Origin of the sequence: Pseudoalteromonas sp. SCQQ13, from assembly GCF_015864415.1 — a bacterium.
GTDB lineage: Bacteria > Pseudomonadota > Gammaproteobacteria > Enterobacterales > Alteromonadaceae > Pseudoalteromonas > Pseudoalteromonas nigrifaciens.
On record NZ_JADYXG010000015.1, the window covers coordinates 28,923 to 46,243 of the forward strand.

Genomic DNA, 17,321 nt, shown 5'->3' on the forward strand with positions numbered 1-17,321 from the left:
AAATAATTAATTCAGTAATTTAAGCAGAAAGCACTAATAATTACTAGCTTAGCGACATAGCTAATACAAAAAAAGCAGCCGAAGCTGCTTTTATAATTATTTAGTAGTAATTTTAGTCTATTTTTAAGCCTGGGCTTAATGTAGCTGGCATAGCAACTTTTTCAAGCTCTACTGATGCTACTGGGTATGCACAGTAATCGGCAGCGTAATACGCGCTGGCTCTGTGATTACCCGATGCGCCAATACCACCAAACGGTGCAGCACTTGATGCGCCAGTAATTGGGCGGTTCCAGTTAACAATACCAGCGCGAATACGGCGTAAAAAGTGCTCGTAGTCGGCTGCACTGTCGCTAAGTAAACCTGCTGATAAACCAAAGCTTGTGTCGTTGGCTTTATCAATTGCTTGGTCAAAGTCGTCAAAGCGGAATACTTTTAGAAGTGGTCCAAAATGCTCTTCATCTGGGAAGTCGCTAATATTTGTACACTCAATAATACCTGGTGTTACAAAGCCAGTATTAACTGTATGCTCAAGCTCTACCAATACTTGAGCACCAAGCTCAACAAGTTCGTTTTGCGCTTTAACCATACCGGCAGCGGCGGCTGATGAGATCATTGAGCCCATAAATGGCTGATCTGCATCGTCATAATTACCTACTTTAATCGCTTTAGTTGCGGTAATTAAACGCTCCAGGATTACATCACCTTTGCTACCCGTTGGTAAAAATAGTTTACGTGCACAGGTACAACGCTGGCCACTTGAAATAAACGCTGATTGAATAATATCGTGAACAACCGCTTTAGTATCTTCAACGTCAGTAATAATAAGTGGGTTATTACCGCCCATTTCTAGCGCTAAAATTTTACCAGGTTGACCCGCAAACTGTTCATGTAAAATATGACCTGTGCGCGAAGAACCCGTAAAGAACAAGCCATCAATACCTTTGTGAGCAGCAAGGGCTTTACCCGTTGCTACTTCACCTTGTACAAGGTTAATTACACCCGCTGGTAAACCTGCTTTTTCCCACAGCTTAAGCGTAAGCTCGGCAACTTTAGGCGTAAGTTCTGACGGTTTAAATATAACCGTGTTACCCGCTAAAAGCGCTGGCACTATGTGGCCATTAGGTAAATGCCCCGGAAAGTTATACGGACCAAATACAGCTACAACACCGTGTGGCTTGTGGCGGATCATTGCGCGCCCTAGTGGCATTGCATTTTCTACGTCGCCAGTGCGCTCTAAAAACGCTTTTTCAGAAATGGCAATTTTACCAACCATAGCACCCGCTTCTGTGCGAGTTTCCCACAGTGGCTTACCTGTTTCTTGTGCAATAGTAATGGCTAGCTCTTCGCTGTTTTCTTTTAATTGCGCTGCGAATGCTTTAACTATTTCTAAACGTTCAGCAAATGTTTTATCAGCCCAAGCATAAAACGCTTCGCGCGCTGCGCTAACTGCAGCGTCTACTTGCTCTGCAGTTGCTGAGTTTGCTTGGAAAATAACATTGTTATTGGCTGGGTTTACTGAACTAAATTCGGTTCCTTGGCCTTGTGACCATTGACCATTAATAAATTGTGCAGGATGAGTCATTATACTTTCTCCTAAATTAAATCGTGGTTGCGCTTACGCTATCGCCCGCTTGTAAATACAGTGCATCGGCTACTTGTTGCGTTATTACTATGCTGCTCATGCGCTCATCGAACGTCATAGGTACTACAGTTGCTCTAAAGTCTGTAAGCTTTTCGTTGGCTAATAACACCATGGTGTCGCCACTTGGCTCACCTATTTCAACTTTAAAGTGTTTAGCATTACGAATGGTGGCAATGTTATCTACTTTTGCTTCAACTGTGGGGCCGGCATCAAAAATATCAACATACCCATTAAAGGTAAAACCTTCACTTTTTAATAGCTCAATTGCTGGGCGTGTGTTGTCGTGTACTTTACCAATAACAGCTTGCGCATTTTTGCTGAGCAAATTAACGTAAATTGGGTACTTAGGCATTAATTCAGCAATAAATACTTTTTGGCCTATGCCTGTTAAATAGTCGGCAGTTGGAAAGTCCATTGAAAAAAAGTGCTCTTCTAGCCATTGCCAAAATGGGCTGCTGCCATTGTCGTCAGACACACCACGCATTTCTGCAATGACGGTTTGTGCAAAACGCTCTTGATGCTGCTTAATAAACATAAAACGCGATTTTGAAAGTAATTTACCGTTACTGTTTTTGCGGTATGCGTCTTTCAAAAATAATGTACATAGCTCTGTAGCGCCGGTGTAATCGTTACAAAGCGTTAAAATATCAACTGCTTTATATACGTTTAGAGTGCGTGAAGAATGAATCACTTTACTTAAATGATAGTGATAAAATGCATCATCTAAGCCAACAGCGGCTTCTATACCTGAGGTACCAACTACTTCACCGGTTTCGGTGTCCTCTAGTACAAATAAATAACCTTCGTCGCCCGGCTCGGTAGCAGCTTTTGCAAATGAGCTAACCGAATGATCTATTTTCTTTTGCAATAACTTTTCATTATTAGGTAAAGAAGTAAAGCCATGACCCGATTCGTGGGCTATTTTCACTAATGCAGGGTAGTCACTTTGTTGGATTGGGCGAAGGATCATCATAAACCCGCTTACTCCCTTATATTATAACGGTAAATTAAAATTAGAGGGCAAACTAGGTCTGCCCTTAATAGATATTGTTTGGCTATGTTAAGCGCTTACAACACTGGCTACTGCTTTTTCAAAGCGTGCCATACCTTCACGAATGTCGGCTTCTGGGATAACTAATGATGGTGTAAAGCGAACCACGTCAGCACCGGCAACTAATGACATAAGACCGTGCTCAGTACCTGCCACTAAAAACTCTTTTGCACGACCTTTGTATTGCTCGCTTACTACTGCACCAATTAATAAACCTTGGCCGCGAATTTCGCTAAACACGTGGTATTTATTATTAATTTCAGTAAGTAGTTGGTTAAATAATGCTGCTTTTGCTGTTACACCAGCAAGTACTTCTGGGGTATTTACAGTATCGAATGCTGCTTCAGCAACGGCGCACGCTAATGGGTTACCACCATAAGTAGAACCATGCGTACCTACTTTAAGGTGTTGTGCAATTTCAGTTGTGGTGATCATAGCACCAATAGGAAAACCGCCGCCCAATGCTTTAGCCGTAGTTAAAATGTCAGGAACAACGTTTAAACCTTGGTATGCGTATAAGTTACCTGTACGGCCAACACCTGTTTGCACTTCATCAAAAATAAGCAGTGCATTATGTTTAGTACATAAATCACGAACGCCTTGTGCAAATTCGTCAGTTGGCGAAACAATACCGCCTTCACCTTGTAGTGGCTCCATCATTACGGCACATGTTTTGTCGCTAATAAGGGCTTCAAATGCTGCCAGGTCGTTGTAATCACAATGTACAATGTCGCCTGGCTTAGGACCAAAACCATCTGAGTATGCCGCTTGGCCACCAACAGTTACGGTAAAGAATGTACGGCCATGGAAACCTTTGTTGAATGCGATGATTTGTGATTTTTCTGCGCCAAATTGATCAAGGGCAAAACGACGCGCTAATTTAAGTGCTGCTTCGTTTGCTTCTGCGCCTGAGTTGGCAAAGTAAACTTTTTCGGCAAAGGTTGCATCAACCATTTTTTTAGCTAAGCGTAATGCTGGCTCGTTGGTCATTACATTTGATAGATGCCAAAGCTTTTCGCCTTGCTCTTTTAATGCGCCTACTAATGCAGGGTGGCAATGGCCAAGACAGTTAACGGCAATACCACCAGCAAAGTCGATAAACTCTCGACCTTGTTGATCCCATACGCGAGAGCCTTCGCCTCGAACTGGAATTACGCTTGAAGGTGCGTAGTTAGGAACCATTACGTGATCAAATAATTCGCGATTGACTGTCATTTTATTTCCTCTTAATTGTGTACATCACAAAGCCGTAAATAGCTGTGTGGTAACCTGTAGCATATGTGTTTTTTAGCAAACTCAGTATAGCGATATTTGCATAAAAAGGGCTGTGTGGTTCAATTTTCAGACGCTTATTATTTCAGAAAACATTGATTATGTCTCTTCAAAAACTTTCATGTAACCCTTGATAATAAAGGGCTTGAGATATAATTTCATAGATAGTGAATAACTATTTGGTTGCTTTATGCAACTCGTTTTTAGCCAATAAAGCGCCTGAACAACGAGCGCGCCTCACTTTAAACGGGGAAATGTATTGAAAAGAGATAATAAAAAGTGAATGGATAGTCGCAAAAAAATTAACAAATTTAATCAATTTGAATAGCAAGATTATTAAAATTGCTTGCTTGGAGTGCTTTTAGCTCTTTTTTGGTGAACTTAAAGTACGAAAACCAACTAAGCGTTTCATCCGGTTCAACTAGCTGATGCTGCTTTAGCGTTAAGTACTGAGAGTAACATCGTGCTTTTAGCATTACCTGCGTTAAAGGCAGCGCTGTATCGCCTTTTTCTACACCATTAACGAGTTGCTGCATTACGCTATTAAACGGCAAATACTTAAAGGCCATTTTTTCAATTATTTTAGCGCTAATAGCCAACGACTGTTCGCTCAGTAAGGTGGTTAAAAATAAAGGGTCTGGTTTTAGCTCTAGCAATGCAGTATGCAAGCCTTTATTCGCTGTAGTGCGAGCAAATTGTACTTTTCGCTGCCAAATTTGCTCAAACACTTTTAAATATAAACGCACTAAGGCTATTTGCCCCACGTTTAATAACATCCCTAAAGTAAAAGCATGGCTTGGGTTAACCTCGTTAACTTCAGCAATTTTTTGTGCCGCAATAGCATTCGCCATGGCGCTTTCTTTTAAGCGCCTTTTTAGTAACGAAAAAGGCTCTGTGCTATAAGGCATCCAATGGCGCACTGCAAAAGTTGGTACTACTAGCTGTAAGTTATCTAGGCCAATATAACGCAGCGCTAAAGCGGGGCTATCTACTTTCACTGCGGTATTTTTGCTGCGCTGATTACGATAATAAGGCAAGTTAACTAAAGTAACTAACTCTCTGCCAAGCCAGCTTAGGTCGTTAACTAAGGGCTCTAAGCGCCCAACCGATGCGCTTTTTGTGGCTAAAATATCTAACATGGCACATACGCTGTCCTCTACACCTATGGTGTTTTGAATAACACTGTCTATATCGCTAAGCTGCTCAGACATCATTTTTTCTATTGCTTTATGCAGTTGCTCGCTCGCTGCTGCACGATATTTATGATGCGCGGTGCTTTTTAACTTGCGCTTTTGCTGAGCGGCAACCTCTACTTCAAGTAATGTGCGTTGCTTTAGTGGTTCGCCATAGTCCATTTCTAGCGTATGAATAAAGCCAATTTGTTGATGAGCAAAGTTATGACCAAGCAGCAAATCATGTGCTCGTTGATTAAGCATTTTAACAATACGCGGTTGCTGCACTATTTCGGTCATGGCTCTCTGTCTTTAATGTAATGATATTTACTTAATACTATAAGCTTAGAAGCGAGTTAAAAAGTTATCAAGTAACGCTAAACCTTGCTCAGTTAAAATAGCTTCCGGATGAAATTGTACACCTTCAAGTGCTAAGTCTGTATGTAATAATCCCATAATTTCGTCAAACTCACCTTGCTGGGTTTGTGTCCAGGCTGTTACTTGTAACTCTTTAGGCAGCGACTGTGCCTCAACAATTAAAGAATGATACCGACAGACCGTTAAGGGCTTAGCTAAACCTTTAAATACTCCTTGATCGCTATGGTAAATTGGCGATGTTTTACCGTGCATTACTTTTTTAGCACGCACCACCTTTGCTCCTAAGGCTTGGGCAATAGTTTGATGCCCTAAGCAAATTCCTAAAATAGGATACTGCCCTTTTAATTGCTCAACAATACTTAATGAAATACCCGCTTCGCTTGGGCTTTTAGGACCGGGTGATATAACAATATGTTGAGGATTTAACTGCTTAATTTGGCTAAGCGTTATTTGGTCGTTGCGCTTAACCAGTACCTCTTGATCTAAACGCTGAAAGTACTGTACCAAGTTATAGGTAAACGAGTCGTAATTGTCGATCATTAAAAGCATGTAATAAAGCACTCAAAATAGTTATTGTTTGCGAGGAGTTGTTGCATTTTGTATTCTAACTTAAGCATCTTTGAGTGTCAGTGCTTTGTATAGTGATATATAAGTATTTCCGTAATAATAATTAATAACGGCTATGTGTTGATTTATACTCAAGCAACCCCCAGTTCTAATATTATGGCGTACATAAATACCCATACAATCTGAATTTAACTAAACCCTAAGCGTGTTATTTTTAAAACACATTTATTACACGCACCGTTAAGGAGTACCTATGTTAGGCGAAGATCATTCATTAACTCAAGACTTTCCTGAGCACCTAAATACCATTAAAAAACTCAATAGCAATGATCCAGAGTTTGCAGATAAAGCCAAAAAATACAACGCGCTTGATAAAGAAATTCGTACCTTAGAGCTGCAAGACGCGCCTATCGATGACGAGGAAATGCTGCAATTAAAACATGACCGTGTGGTGTTAAAAGATTGGCTACATCAACAATTGTTAAAAGCCAGCTAAGCGCAATTTATACCCATTGTATTTAAGAGCCCTCTGACTTATGGGCTCTTATTACTCTTGCTTCTTAATATACACTGCCACCACCCTTGGTATAAATTACAGCGTTATAGCTATAACAGCCCTTCCTAATATTTAAAAAGCATTGCTATTAATTTAACTTGCAGACAAGCTATCTGTATCTAAGATAAATAACGTTAAGCTTATGTCTAAATACATACTCTCGATTGATCAAGGAACTACCAGCTCTCGGGCTATTTTATTTACCAAAGATGCCAAGGTAGTTGATACTGTTCAGCAAACATTCCCGCAGCACTTTCCCAATAATGGCTGGGTTGAGCATGACCCTAACGATATTTTACAAACCGTACTAAGTACCTGTAAAACAGTACTGGCTAATAACCAGGTTACAGCCGAGCAGGTCATTGCCATTGGTATCACTAATCAGCGCGAAACCACTTTAGTATGGAATAAAAAGACTGGCCAACCAATTTATAATGCCATTGTGTGGCAAGATCGCCGTACCAGCGAGTATTGCGAGCAAATACGTAGCGATAAACTCAGTAAAAAAATTAGCGATAAAACCGGGCTATTATTAGATCCGTACTTTTCAGCCACTAAAATTCGCTGGATTTTAGATAATGTTGCCGATGCACAGCAACAAGCGCTAGCCGGCGAGCTAGCATTTGGTACGGTTGACAGTTATTTACTGTGGCATTTAACCGCTGGCAAAGTACACCGTACCGATGCCACCAACGCCTCACGTACACTATTATTTAATATACATCAGCAATGTTGGGATGAAGAGTTACTAACGCAGTTTAATATTCCACACTCTATGCTTCCAGAAGTGATGGACAGCGCAGCCGAGTTTGGCAGTACCAGCAGTGAAATTTTTGGTGCACCGATTAAAATTTGCGCTATGGCGGGGGATCAGCAAGCCGCATTAATTGGTCAAGCTTGCTTTAAAGAAGGCATGGCTAAAAGTACCTACGGAACGGGCTGCTTTTTAATGCTTAATACGGGCGATAAAGCCCTTACCTCTAATAACCGCTTATTAACTACTGTGGCTTACAGGCTCAATGGTAGAGTGACCTACGCTATAGAGGGCAGTATTTTTATGGCGGGTGCCACTATGCAATGGATTGTTGAGGGCTTAAAGCTACTTGAACATGCCGGCGACAGCGAGGCTATGGTCAAAGACGTGCCACTGGATCACGGCGTATTTTTAGTGCCTTCGTTTACCGGTTTAGGCGCCCCATACTGGGATGCCAATGCCCGTGGTGCTATTTTAGGTTTAACCCGTGATTCTGGCATTAGCACTATAGTAGCAGCGGCGCTGCAGTCTGTTGGCTATCAAACCAAAGATTTACAAAAAGCCATGGAAGGTGATGGCCTGCGTCCAAGTATTTTGCGCGTGGACGGTGGCATGGCAAAAAATAATTGGGCCATGCAGTTTTTAGCTAATATTTTAGGCGCAAGTGTGGAACGCCCAGCGCTAACAGAAACAACCTCTCTGGGTGTTGCCTATTTAGCAGGGCTGCAAACTGGGATTTATAAGTCAACGGAGCAATTAGCTACTATGTGGCAATGCGACCGTCGTTTTGAACCAACCATGAGCATAGATGAACGTAACGATTTATACGCAAAATGGCAGCACTGTATAGCACAAGTCACACTTTCAAATAACGCAACAAAAGACGACTGCTAATGCGATAGTGTTATTGGCTATTGATATGCCATCGCTTAAATTAATAAAGAGGTATTCAGTGAAATTACTCGATAATGAATATGATTTACTGGTTATTGGCGGTGGCGTTAATGGCACTGGTATTGCGGCTGACGCCGCCGGTAGAGGCTTAAAAGTATTACTGTGTGAGCAAAATGATTTAGCCTCTGCTACATCATCAAGTAGCAGTAAACTTATTCATGGTGGACTACGCTATTTAGAGCATTACCAATTTAGGCTAGTAAAAGAGGCACTTAAAGAGCGTGAAGTGTTATTAAAAAATGCCCCACATATTATGTGGCCGCTATCTTTTAGGCTGCCACATCAAGCGCATTTACGCCCTTACTGGATGATTAGAATTGGGTTGTTTATATACGACCATCTTGCCAAACGCATTACTTTACCCGCATCAAAATCAATTAAATTTACCCGCGATAGTATATTGAATAATACTATTACCCGCGGTTTTGAATACGCTGATGGCTGGGTTGATGATTCGAGGTTAGTTATTTTAAATGCGTTAGCAGCACAGCAAAAAGGTGCAACCATTTTAAGCCGCACGCGCTGTATTAAAGCAGTTCGCAATAACAATAATTGGAGTGTGACCTTAGAGCAACAAGGTAGCAAAAAGCAATGTTCTATAGTTGCTAAAGGAGTTGTTAATGCAGCGGGCCCTTGGGTTGCATCACTTTTTGATGAGGTAATTACTGGGCCGTCGCCACATAATATTCGCTTAGTTAAAGGCAGCCATATTATTGTGCCGCGTATTCACACTGAGCCGCAGGCCTATATTTTACAAAATAAAGATCAGCGTATTATTTTTGTTACCCCATTTGAAGATGACTATTCACTGATTGGCACTACAGATGAAGAATACAGCGACAATATAGCAGATGTAAAAATTAGCGATAAAGAAGTCGATTACTTAATTGGCATTACTAATAATTACTTTAAAAAACAACTTACTCATAACGACATAGTGCATACCTTTAGTGGTGTACGCCCCTTACTAGATGATAACTCATGCGACGCACAAGCCGTTACTCGCGACTACAAACTGATATTATCGAGCAATAATAACCAGGCACCACTGCTAAGTGTATTTGGTGGGAAAATTACCACTTATCGCAAGCTCGCTGAAAACGCAGTAAACGAACTCGCCAGCTTTTATCCGCATATGGGCCAAACATGGACAAAAAACACTCCATTACCCGGTGGCGACTTTTCATCAAAGGTAGTATTAAAGCAACAACTACAGGTAAAGTATGCATGGTTGCCTGAGTTTATTTTAAATCGCTTTATACGCAGTTACGGTACTGGCACTTATACCCTACTTACAGATGCCCAAAGCGTAGCTGATTTAGGCCAGCATTTTGGCCATGGTTTATACGCCACTGAAGTAAATTATTTAGTTAATAGCGAGTGGGCTAGCAGCGCCGAGGATATATTGTGGCGTCGTAGTAAGTTAGGTTTGCGTTTTAATACTGAGCAAATAACAGCGCTGAGCCAGTATATTCAAAATTATAATGGCTCAATACCGCTGTAAACATTTACCAAACTAGCTAGCCGGGGCTAAATGCTCATTAAGTGACGATTTTTCAGATACTGAAAGCGATTGCTTTGCTTTTGCTGCAAAATCGTAACGTACCAATACCGTTTTACCAACTGCACAGCAGTTACCTTGCTGGTGAGCTTCTTGGCGTAATACAAATGAGCTGGTACCTACATGCTCTACTGAGGTTTTAATGGTTACTTCATGGCCATAAAATAACTCACCAACAAACGACACTTCGACTTTGGCAATAATTAGCTTCCAGTCATGTGGGTTTAAATCTGGGGTAAAAAACCTAAAAATAGGCGCACGCGAAGCTTCAAACCATACAGGGAGTACGGTATTGTTAATATGTCCTAGCGCATCTGTTTCACTAAAGCGCGGCATCACTTTTTCAATAAACATAATAATCCAATAATAATTATATAAAGGTAAACTATGACGGACTTTATTCGCGTATACGATAACGCGCTCAGCAATGACTTTTGTGATAACTTTATCACTACCTTTTCTCAAAGCCCGCATATAAAACAAGGGATGACATCTGGCGGTATCGATTTAAATAAAAAAGATAGCCACGACTTGCACTTAAACAATCATCCGGAATACGTTGAGCAATTAAAACATATTCAACAAACCACTGCACAGTATGTTTTTAAATACATTGAAGAACATATTTTTATTATGATTGGTGCCTTTGGCCTAAAAGTGTATCACCCTAAAAGTGGCGAACCTGTTGACTTAACACACGCAAACTTTGATGAAGTGGGTAAACCACAACTGCCCTTATTAGTGCAGCAAATTTTTAGGCTAGGAAATATTCAGGCGCAAAAATACCAAGTTAATAAAGGCGGTTACCCGTATTGGCACAGCGAAGTTTATCCGCAGTTAAATCATAACGAGGCGCTACATAGAGTATTGCTGTTTATGTTTTATTTGAACGATGTTGAACAAGGTGGGGAAACGGAGTTTTATTATCAAAAGCGTAAAATTGCGCCTAAAAAAGGCACTATGGTAATAGCGCCCGGCTACTTTACTCACACTCACCGTGGCAATAAGCCAGTATCTAACGATAAGTATATTTTAACCTCGTGGGTACTGTTTAACCGCGCAGAGCAAATATACGGTGCGCCAAAGAGCTAGCGCACCTTTTTTATGTATATTAACCTAGTAGCTCATCAAACAAATTAAATAACTGATCAAGCTCTGCGGTGGTGTTGTAGTGCATGCAACCAATGCGCACTACGCCACCTTTATCAAGTACGCCTAATTGCTCACACAAACCTTGCGCGTAAAAGTTGCCGTCCCATACACAAATATGTTGCTTACCTAAACATTCAGATACAGCGCGCGGCTCTAAACCTTCAAAAGTTAACGCAAAAGTAGGCGTACGCTCATTTAAACGATCTAAATCATCTATACCAAACAATTTAATACGCGGGTAATTAACTAAGCGCGTTAAAAAGTATTCACTCAGCGCCATTTCGTGTTGCTTGGTTTTAGCAAAGGCAACACTTAACTTTTCGCGGCGTGAATGGCTGTCGTCAAGCTCGCTAATTGCTGCAATGTAATCAACCGCCGCTATAAAACCAGCCATGGCTTCAAAGCTTTGCGTGCCGGTTTCCCAGCGACCAGGCGCTACGTCTTTAGCTGGCTCAACTTTGTACGGGGTAAATCCTTCAAGGTGCTCTTTTTTGCCATAAACCATACCTAAATGCGGGCCAAAAAACTTGTACGCAGAGCAGGCTAAAAAGTCGCAATCAAGCGCTTGTACATCTACAAGTTCGTGCGGTGCATAATGTACGGCATCAACATAAACAAGTGCGCCTACGTTGTGGGCAAGCTCTACAATACGTTTAATATTGTTAATTGAACCTGTGGTATTTGAAGCATAAGTTACCGCTACCAGCTTAGTATTACTGTTTAGTAAACTCTCGAACTGCGCCATATTGAGTGTGCAGTCGGTTTCGTTAATAAGCGCAGTATTAACTTTAACACCTTTATCTTCTGCGGCTTGCTGCCACGACGAAACGTTAGAAAAGTGATCCGCGTTAGTGACAATAATTTCATCACCCGTTTGCCAGTCGCGTGAAATTGCGCGGCTAAAGCTAAACGTTAAGCTGGTCATATTCGGACCAAATACAATTTGTTGTGAGCTGGGCGCATTGAGTAAATCGGCAGCAGCTTGGCGAGCATTTGCCATTAGCTCAACGGTTTTATCGCTTGAGAAAAATGCTCCACCTAAATTTGAGTTGTAATAACCCAAATAAGCAGTCATAGCGTTAAGTACCGATTGCGGTACTTGCGAGCCACCGGGGCCGTCTAAAAACACGGGAGATTTACCATTAACGCTTTGCATTAATGCCGGAAATTGCTCACGTAATTGCGTTATATTCATGCTCATTCCTTAAGACGTTAATACAAAGCAATCCAGGTAACCTGGCTTACTGGCATCAAGTTTATTCATTGGAGTAGCGTTATGCCACACTTGACGGTCGTTAATTACTGCAAACATACCGTCTTTTATGGCCATTTTAAAACAGGGATCGGCTTGCTTGTTTTCGTATACAAGCAATTCACCGCCCTCTAAGTTTTCATGCGATACACCACATACACACACATGATCAAAACCATCTTGGTGCACGCCTTCTGGCGCTGCAGGCGTATCACTATCAATGGCTAACATACGAAATTGGTGAATTTCGATATCACGTTCTTCATCAATCCCGGTAATTTGACGAAACTCATTCACAATACTTTTCATGCCCGCTGACTCAAGTAGGCTTTGCTCTAAATTTTCGTAACTACGCTCAACATTACCCTGAAAGGTATTAATTGCATCATCTTGTACAAATGCTTTTGTTGCTTGTAGCTTTAGCTCACCATTTTGTAGTTTAACTACAGAGTAACGGCGTTTACGAAAGGCACCATCTGCATAAGGATTAGTCGGCAGGTTATCAAAAGAAGGCTTAACCAAATCAATATTTGTTTGGTTAATAAAACGCAGCTGCAGTAAATTCTGGGGGTTTAAAGCGGTCATAAAAATCCTGCTATAGTAATTATAATATTGCAGGGATTTTAATGCATGCAAAGAGGATTTATTGCTTTATTATTTAACTTCAAAACAATTAACCACCAAAATTAATACAATAAATGCAAAAAAACAACATTAACTATCTAAAATTTATTTTTGCCAATAAAAAACCCGCAAAAGCGGGTTTTTAAATAAGCTGTAAAAATTATACTGCTTGTTGAATGATCACGTTGTCTGCTTTTTTAGTGTAAGCAGGCATGCGATGGAAGTTCAAGTAGCGATATGTATCTGACGCTGTTGCATTGATCTTCGCTGCATATTCTTGATACTCAGCAGCAGTTGGCAATCGACCGATAATTGCCGCAACTGCAGCAAGTTCAGATGATGCTAAAAATACATTTGCACCATTACCTAAACGGTTAGGGAAGTTACGTGTAGAGGTAGACACTACCGTTGCTTTATCAGCAACACGTGCTTGGTTACCCATACATAATGAACAACCTGGAGTTTCTATACGTGCGCCAACACGACCAAAGATGCCATAGTAGCCTTCTTCAATTAGTTGGTCTTTGTCCATCTTAGTAGGTGGAGCAACCCAAAGCTGAGTAGGTAGTTGACCTTTAAAGCCATCTAGTAACTTACCAGCCGCGCGGAAGTGACCAATGTTAGTCATACAAGAACCGATGAATACTTCATCAATTTTCTCGCCAGCAACATCAGAAAGTAAACGCGCGTCATCTGGATCATTTGGAGCACAAAGAACTGGCTCTTTAATCTCAGCTAAGTCGATTTCAACTACGTGAGCGTATTCAGCATCTTTATCTGCTTCCATAAGCTCAGGATTAGCTAACCAGTCTTGCATTGCATTAATACGACGTTCAATCGTACGTACATCGCCATAACCTTCAGAGATCATCCACTTAAGCATAACAATGTTTGATTCTAGGTATTCAGAAATAGACTCTTTTGAAAGCTTAACCGTACAACCTGCAGCTGAACGCTCAGCAGATGCATCTGATAATTCAAACGCTTGCTCAACAGTTAGGTGCTCAACGCCTTCAATTTCTAGTACGCGACCAGAGAACTCGTTGATTTTACCTTTTTTCTCAACTGTTAATAAGCCTTGCTTGATACCGTAGTAAGGGATTGCATGTACAAGGTCACGTAATGTGATACCTGGTTGCATTTCGCCTTTAAAACGAACCAAAATTGACTCAGGCATATCAAGAGGCATAACACCTGTTGCTGCTGCGAATGCTACTGCACCCGAACCCGCTGGGAATGAAATACCTAATGGGAAACGTGTATGCGAATCACCACCAGTACCTACGGTATCTGGTAATAACATACGGTTTAACCATGAGTGAATAATACCGTCACCTGGGCGAAGTGAAACGCCGCCACGGTTCATGATGAAATCAGGAAGCGTGTGATGCGTGTTTACATCAATAGGTTTTGGGTATGCCGATGTATGACAGAAAGACTGCATTGTTAAGTCTGCAGAGAAACCTAAACAAGCTAAATCTTTAAGCTCATCACGTGTCATAGGACCTGTTGTATCTTGCGAGCCAACAGTTGTCATTTTAGGCTCACAGTATTGACCTGGGCGAATACCTGCAACGTTACATGCTTTACCAACCATTTTTTGCGCTAGTGTAAAGCCTTTATCTGATACTTCAGTTGCTGTTGGTACTTTAAATATATCAGTAGCACCTAAACCAAGTGATGTACGTGCTTTGTCTGTTAAACCACGACCAATGATTAGTGGAATACGACCACCAGCACGAACTTCATCTAAAATCACTTCAGATTTAAGTTCAAACTTAGAGATTACTTTATCAGTACCATGCTGCTTAACAACACCTTCGTATGGGTAGATGTCAATTTGCTCGCCCATGTTAAGTTCATCAACATTTAGCTCAATTGGTAAAGCGCCAGAATCTTCCATAGTGTTAAAGAAGATTGGTGCAATTTTATTACCTAGACATACACCGCCAACACGCTTATTTGGTACAAACGGGATATCATCGCCCATAAACCAAAGCACTGAGTTAGTTGCAGATTTACGTGAAGAACCCGTACCAACAACATCACCAACGTAAGCTAGTGGTAAGCCTTTAGTTTTTAATTCTTCTAGTTGGGTGATTGGGCCTACTTCGCCTGGTTTGTCAGGAGTGATACCGTCACGTTCAATTTTTAGCATAGCTAAAGCATGTAGTGGAATATCTGGACGAGACCATGCATCTGGTGCAGGTGACAAGTCATCCGTATTTGTTTCGCCAGTTACTTTAAATACAGTAACTGAAATCTTTTCAGCAACAGCTGGTTTATTAGTAAACCATTCTGCATTTGCCCAAGACTCAATAATTTGCTTAGCGAATGTGTTACCCGCTTTTGCTTTTTCTTCTACATCGTAAAATGCATCAAACATTAATAATGTGTTTGAAAGGCCTTTTACTACGATAGGTGCAAGTGTGTCGTCATCAAGTAGGTCTATCATAGGTGCGATATTGTAACCGCCTAGCATAGTACCTAATAATTCTGCCGCTTTTTCTTTAGAAAGTAGTGGAGAATTAGTTTCACCTTTAGCAACTGCCGCTAAAAACCCTGCTTTGATATAAGCTGCATCATCAACACCTGCCGGTACACGATTAGCAAACAAGTCGAGAATAAACTCTTCTTCACCAGCCGGTGGAGTTTTGATTAATTCAATAAGATCAGCCGTTTGCTGAGCATCTAATGGCGCTGGTACGATACCTAACGCGGCACGTTCTTCTACGTGTTTACGATATTCTTGTAGCACAATATTGCCCTCTTGGTGACGTGAAAGTATTCGGTAGCGCTTCATAAGCGCAATGTTACCCAATACTTATAGTATTCTAACGCTTAATTATAAAGCTTTTGTAGGTAGATGAAAATCTATCCAGTTCAGCAACTGATTATACCGACTATAAGTATTATGAATAGTAGATAAAGTAAAATCAATTTCTATGAATGTTTATTAAGTAAGAATCATTAGTATTAATTTTTAATTTAAGTTTTTAGTAGGCATAAAAAAACCCAGCATAAAGCTGGGTTTTTGTAATTCAATCGATTTTATTAACGTAAAACTTTAACGTTTTTAATCGTTTTGATATGCGCTTCTACACGACGGTTTTCTTCGTGTGCTGCTTTAGTGTTCGCTTCATTTTTAAGACGCTCTTCACCTAAACCAACTGTAGTAATACGGTCTTCTGCTACGCCATCAGCTACTAATTTTTTAGCTACTGCGTCAGCACGTTTTTTAGATAACCACTTGTTGTAAGATGCTTTACCTACAGAAGAAGTATGACCTTCTAAAAGAACAGTTGTATCTGGGTACTCTTTTAAGAACTCAGCTACTTTATCGATATCGTTTAAGTACTGTGTAGATACTGCAGATGTATTATTAGGGAAAGTCACTAATAAGCTTACAGTTACTTCTTTATCTTCGTATAATGTACAACCTGTGCCATCAACTGCATCTGTCATTGGTGTGTTAGGACACTGATCATCTGCATCTGGAATGTTATCGTTGTCGCTATCTACTGGTGCAACTTCAACAATTACTGGCTCTGGAGCTGGTTGAACTGGCTCTTCTGCTACTGAACTTTGACCAAATAAGTAGTTAATACCTAGTTTAGCGTTCACATCGGTATAACCACGGTCAAGACCTTGATAAACAGATGTTTCTGCGTTAACAAATAAGCCGTCTGTAATGAAGTGCTGGTAACCAACACCTGCGTTTAAGAAAGTATTATCTGTTGCTACTTTTACTTCTTTAATACCAAATAAACCATAGAAAGGACCGCCACCAAAGTGGTAAAGTGCATCAACACCAAAACGCTCGCCGTCTATGTCGTTACGATTACCATTAGGAATCGGATTTTTAAGAAATGCATTAAAGTCCATATCTGCATACTCAAGACGTGCACTCCAGTAATCACTGAAACGGTAGCCAACTTCAGCACCCCAACTTGCAGATTCATTAACTTCCAAGTTTTGGTGCATGTTTAAGTTTTTCCAAGATGCATCGTAATAGTCACCGAACACACCAATGTAAAAACCTTCAGTTTTTTCTGCTGCAAATGCTGATGCGCTAGTTGCAGCTAACGCGATTGCGATTGTAAGTGATTTTAATTTCATTGTTTTCTTCCCATTTTAACAATTAAAAAATATAGCTAATTCTTTCTAGCTCAACCAGTTTTATTAATATTACCTGATCCTTTATTAATCAATACTTAACAAAAGATAAATTAATTCGTTTTCAACACTCTATATACAAGTATCAGTAAGTTTAGGACATATTAATTACTTTACCCAACCCCTAGATAATAAATACTATCGCTAGTATCTAAATTTATTAAATAACCATACCGACTTCACTAGCTGAGTTTATATTGAGCTCCAAGC

The 17,321-nt window shown here is 40.6% G+C and carries 14 protein-coding genes; 4 read left to right on the forward strand and 10 right to left on the reverse strand.

Features of this window, described 5'->3' with window-relative positions; all coding sequences use genetic code 11:
• Nucleotides 1-112: 112 nt before the first annotated feature.
• From astD to I6F41_RS12735, 5 genes are all read right to left on the reverse strand, one after another.
• Nucleotides 113-1,582, reverse strand: a complete 1,470-nt coding sequence (gene astD / locus I6F41_RS12715; protein ID WP_011326914.1) for a succinylglutamate-semialdehyde dehydrogenase — start codon at nucleotides 1,580-1,582, stop codon at nucleotides 113-115.
• 16 nt (nucleotides 1,583-1,598) lie between these two features.
• Complete coding sequence (astA, locus tag I6F41_RS12720; protein WP_011326913.1) at nucleotides 1,599-2,615, reverse strand: arginine N-succinyltransferase; 1,017 nt, start codon at nucleotides 2,613-2,615, stop codon at nucleotides 1,599-1,601.
• A gap of 87 nt (nucleotides 2,616-2,702) precedes the next feature.
• Nucleotides 2,703-3,908 (reverse strand): aspartate aminotransferase family protein, encoded by a 1,206-nt coding sequence (locus I6F41_RS12725; protein WP_011326912.1) that lies wholly within the window; start codon nucleotides 3,906-3,908, stop codon nucleotides 2,703-2,705.
• Between the two features lie 368 nt (nucleotides 3,909-4,276).
• Complete coding sequence (locus tag I6F41_RS12730) at nucleotides 4,277-5,437, reverse strand: HDOD domain-containing protein (protein WP_011326911.1); 1,161 nt, start codon at nucleotides 5,435-5,437, stop codon at nucleotides 4,277-4,279.
• A 45-nt stretch (nucleotides 5,438-5,482) separates the two neighbouring features.
• Nucleotides 5,483-6,064 carry an anthranilate synthase component II gene (locus I6F41_RS12735; RefSeq protein ID WP_011326910.1) on the reverse strand — a complete coding sequence of 194 codons (582 nt, stop codon included), beginning with the start codon at nucleotides 6,062-6,064 and terminating at the stop codon, nucleotides 5,483-5,485.
• Between the two features lie 271 nt (nucleotides 6,065-6,335).
• Between I6F41_RS12735 and I6F41_RS12740 the strand changes: the two genes are divergently transcribed.
• The 3 genes from I6F41_RS12740 (at nucleotide 6,336) to glpD (ending at nucleotide 9,850) form a co-directional block, all read left to right on the forward strand.
• Nucleotides 6,336-6,578 carry a YdcH family protein gene (locus I6F41_RS12740; RefSeq protein WP_011326909.1) on the forward strand — a complete coding sequence of 81 codons (243 nt, stop codon included), beginning with the start codon at nucleotides 6,336-6,338 and terminating at the stop codon, nucleotides 6,576-6,578.
• A 202-nt stretch (nucleotides 6,579-6,780) separates the two neighbouring features.
• Nucleotides 6,781-8,286 (forward strand): glycerol kinase GlpK, encoded by a 1,506-nt coding sequence (gene glpK, locus I6F41_RS12745; protein WP_197108626.1) that lies wholly within the window; start codon nucleotides 6,781-6,783, stop codon nucleotides 8,284-8,286.
• Between the two features lie 58 nt (nucleotides 8,287-8,344).
• Nucleotides 8,345-9,850 (forward strand): glycerol-3-phosphate dehydrogenase, encoded by a 1,506-nt coding sequence (gene glpD / locus I6F41_RS12750; RefSeq protein ID WP_197108628.1) that lies wholly within the window; start codon nucleotides 8,345-8,347, stop codon nucleotides 9,848-9,850.
• 12 nt (nucleotides 9,851-9,862) lie between these two features.
• Here the strand turns inward: glpD and I6F41_RS12755 are convergent, their stop codons facing one another.
• Entirely contained in the window at nucleotides 9,863-10,261 is a 399-nt protein-coding gene (locus I6F41_RS12755; RefSeq protein ID WP_011326906.1) for an acyl-CoA thioesterase, read from the reverse strand.
• A 33-nt stretch (nucleotides 10,262-10,294) separates the two neighbouring features.
• On the opposite strand from I6F41_RS12755, the gene I6F41_RS12760 reads away from it, so the two are divergent.
• Entirely contained in the window at nucleotides 10,295-10,999 is a 705-nt protein-coding gene (locus tag I6F41_RS12760) for a 2OG-Fe(II) oxygenase (protein ID WP_011326905.1), read from the forward strand.
• 19 nt (nucleotides 11,000-11,018) lie between these two features.
• On the opposite strand, the gene I6F41_RS12765 is transcribed toward I6F41_RS12760, so the two are convergent.
• The 4 genes from I6F41_RS12765 to I6F41_RS12780 all read right to left on the reverse strand — a co-directional run bounded on the left by I6F41_RS12765 (nucleotide 11,019) and on the right by I6F41_RS12780 (nucleotide 17,054).
• Nucleotides 11,019-12,254 (reverse strand): cysteine desulfurase-like protein, encoded by a 1,236-nt coding sequence (locus tag I6F41_RS12765; protein WP_011326904.1) that lies wholly within the window; start codon nucleotides 12,252-12,254, stop codon nucleotides 11,019-11,021.
• Nucleotides 12,255-12,263: 9 nt separating this feature from the next.
• Nucleotides 12,264-12,896, reverse strand: a complete 633-nt coding sequence (locus I6F41_RS12770) for a 2OG-Fe dioxygenase family protein (protein ID WP_011326903.1) — start codon at nucleotides 12,894-12,896, stop codon at nucleotides 12,264-12,266.
• Nucleotides 12,897-13,095: 199 nt separating this feature from the next.
• Nucleotides 13,096-15,693 carry a bifunctional aconitate hydratase 2/2-methylisocitrate dehydratase gene (acnB, locus tag I6F41_RS12775; protein WP_011326902.1) on the reverse strand — a complete coding sequence of 866 codons (2,598 nt, stop codon included), beginning with the start codon at nucleotides 15,691-15,693 and terminating at the stop codon, nucleotides 13,096-13,098.
• Between the two features lie 296 nt (nucleotides 15,694-15,989).
• Nucleotides 15,990-17,054: an OmpA family protein gene (locus I6F41_RS12780; RefSeq protein ID WP_197108629.1), complete on the reverse strand. Its 1,065-nt coding sequence runs from the start codon at nucleotides 17,052-17,054 to the stop codon at nucleotides 15,990-15,992.
• Between the last annotated feature and the right edge of the window lie 267 nt (nucleotides 17,055-17,321).

Coding starts and splice junctions, on each gene's coding strand:
- I6F41_RS12765 (WP_011326904.1), bottom strand. CDS start 12,254: ATGAATATAACGCAATTACGTGAGCAATTTCCGGCATTAATGCAAAGC.
- I6F41_RS12725 (WP_011326912.1), bottom strand. CDS start 3,908: ATGACAGTCAATCGCGAATTATTTGATCACGTAATGGTTCCTAACTAC.
- I6F41_RS12780 (WP_197108629.1), bottom strand. CDS start 17,054: ATGAAATTAAAATCACTTACAATCGCAATCGCGTTAGCTGCAACTAGC.
- glpK (WP_197108626.1), top strand. CDS start 6,781: ATGTCTAAATACATACTCTCGATTGATCAAGGAACTACCAGCTCTCGG.
- I6F41_RS12735 (WP_011326910.1), bottom strand. CDS start 6,064: ATGCTTTTAATGATCGACAATTACGACTCGTTTACCTATAACTTGGTA.
- astD (WP_011326914.1), bottom strand. CDS start 1,582: ATGACTCATCCTGCACAATTTATTAATGGTCAATGGTCACAAGGCCAA.
- astA (WP_011326913.1), bottom strand. CDS start 2,615: ATGATGATCCTTCGCCCAATCCAACAAAGTGACTACCCTGCATTAGTG.
- I6F41_RS12730 (WP_011326911.1), bottom strand. CDS start 5,437: ATGACCGAAATAGTGCAGCAACCGCGTATTGTTAAAATGCTTAATCAA.
- I6F41_RS12755 (WP_011326906.1), bottom strand. CDS start 10,261: ATGTTTATTGAAAAAGTGATGCCGCGCTTTAGTGAAACAGATGCGCTA.
- I6F41_RS12740 (WP_011326909.1), top strand. CDS start 6,336: ATGTTAGGCGAAGATCATTCATTAACTCAAGACTTTCCTGAGCACCTA.
- I6F41_RS12770 (WP_011326903.1), bottom strand. CDS start 12,896: ATGACCGCTTTAAACCCCCAGAATTTACTGCAGCTGCGTTTTATTAAC.
- I6F41_RS12760 (WP_011326905.1), top strand. CDS start 10,295: ATGACGGACTTTATTCGCGTATACGATAACGCGCTCAGCAATGACTTT.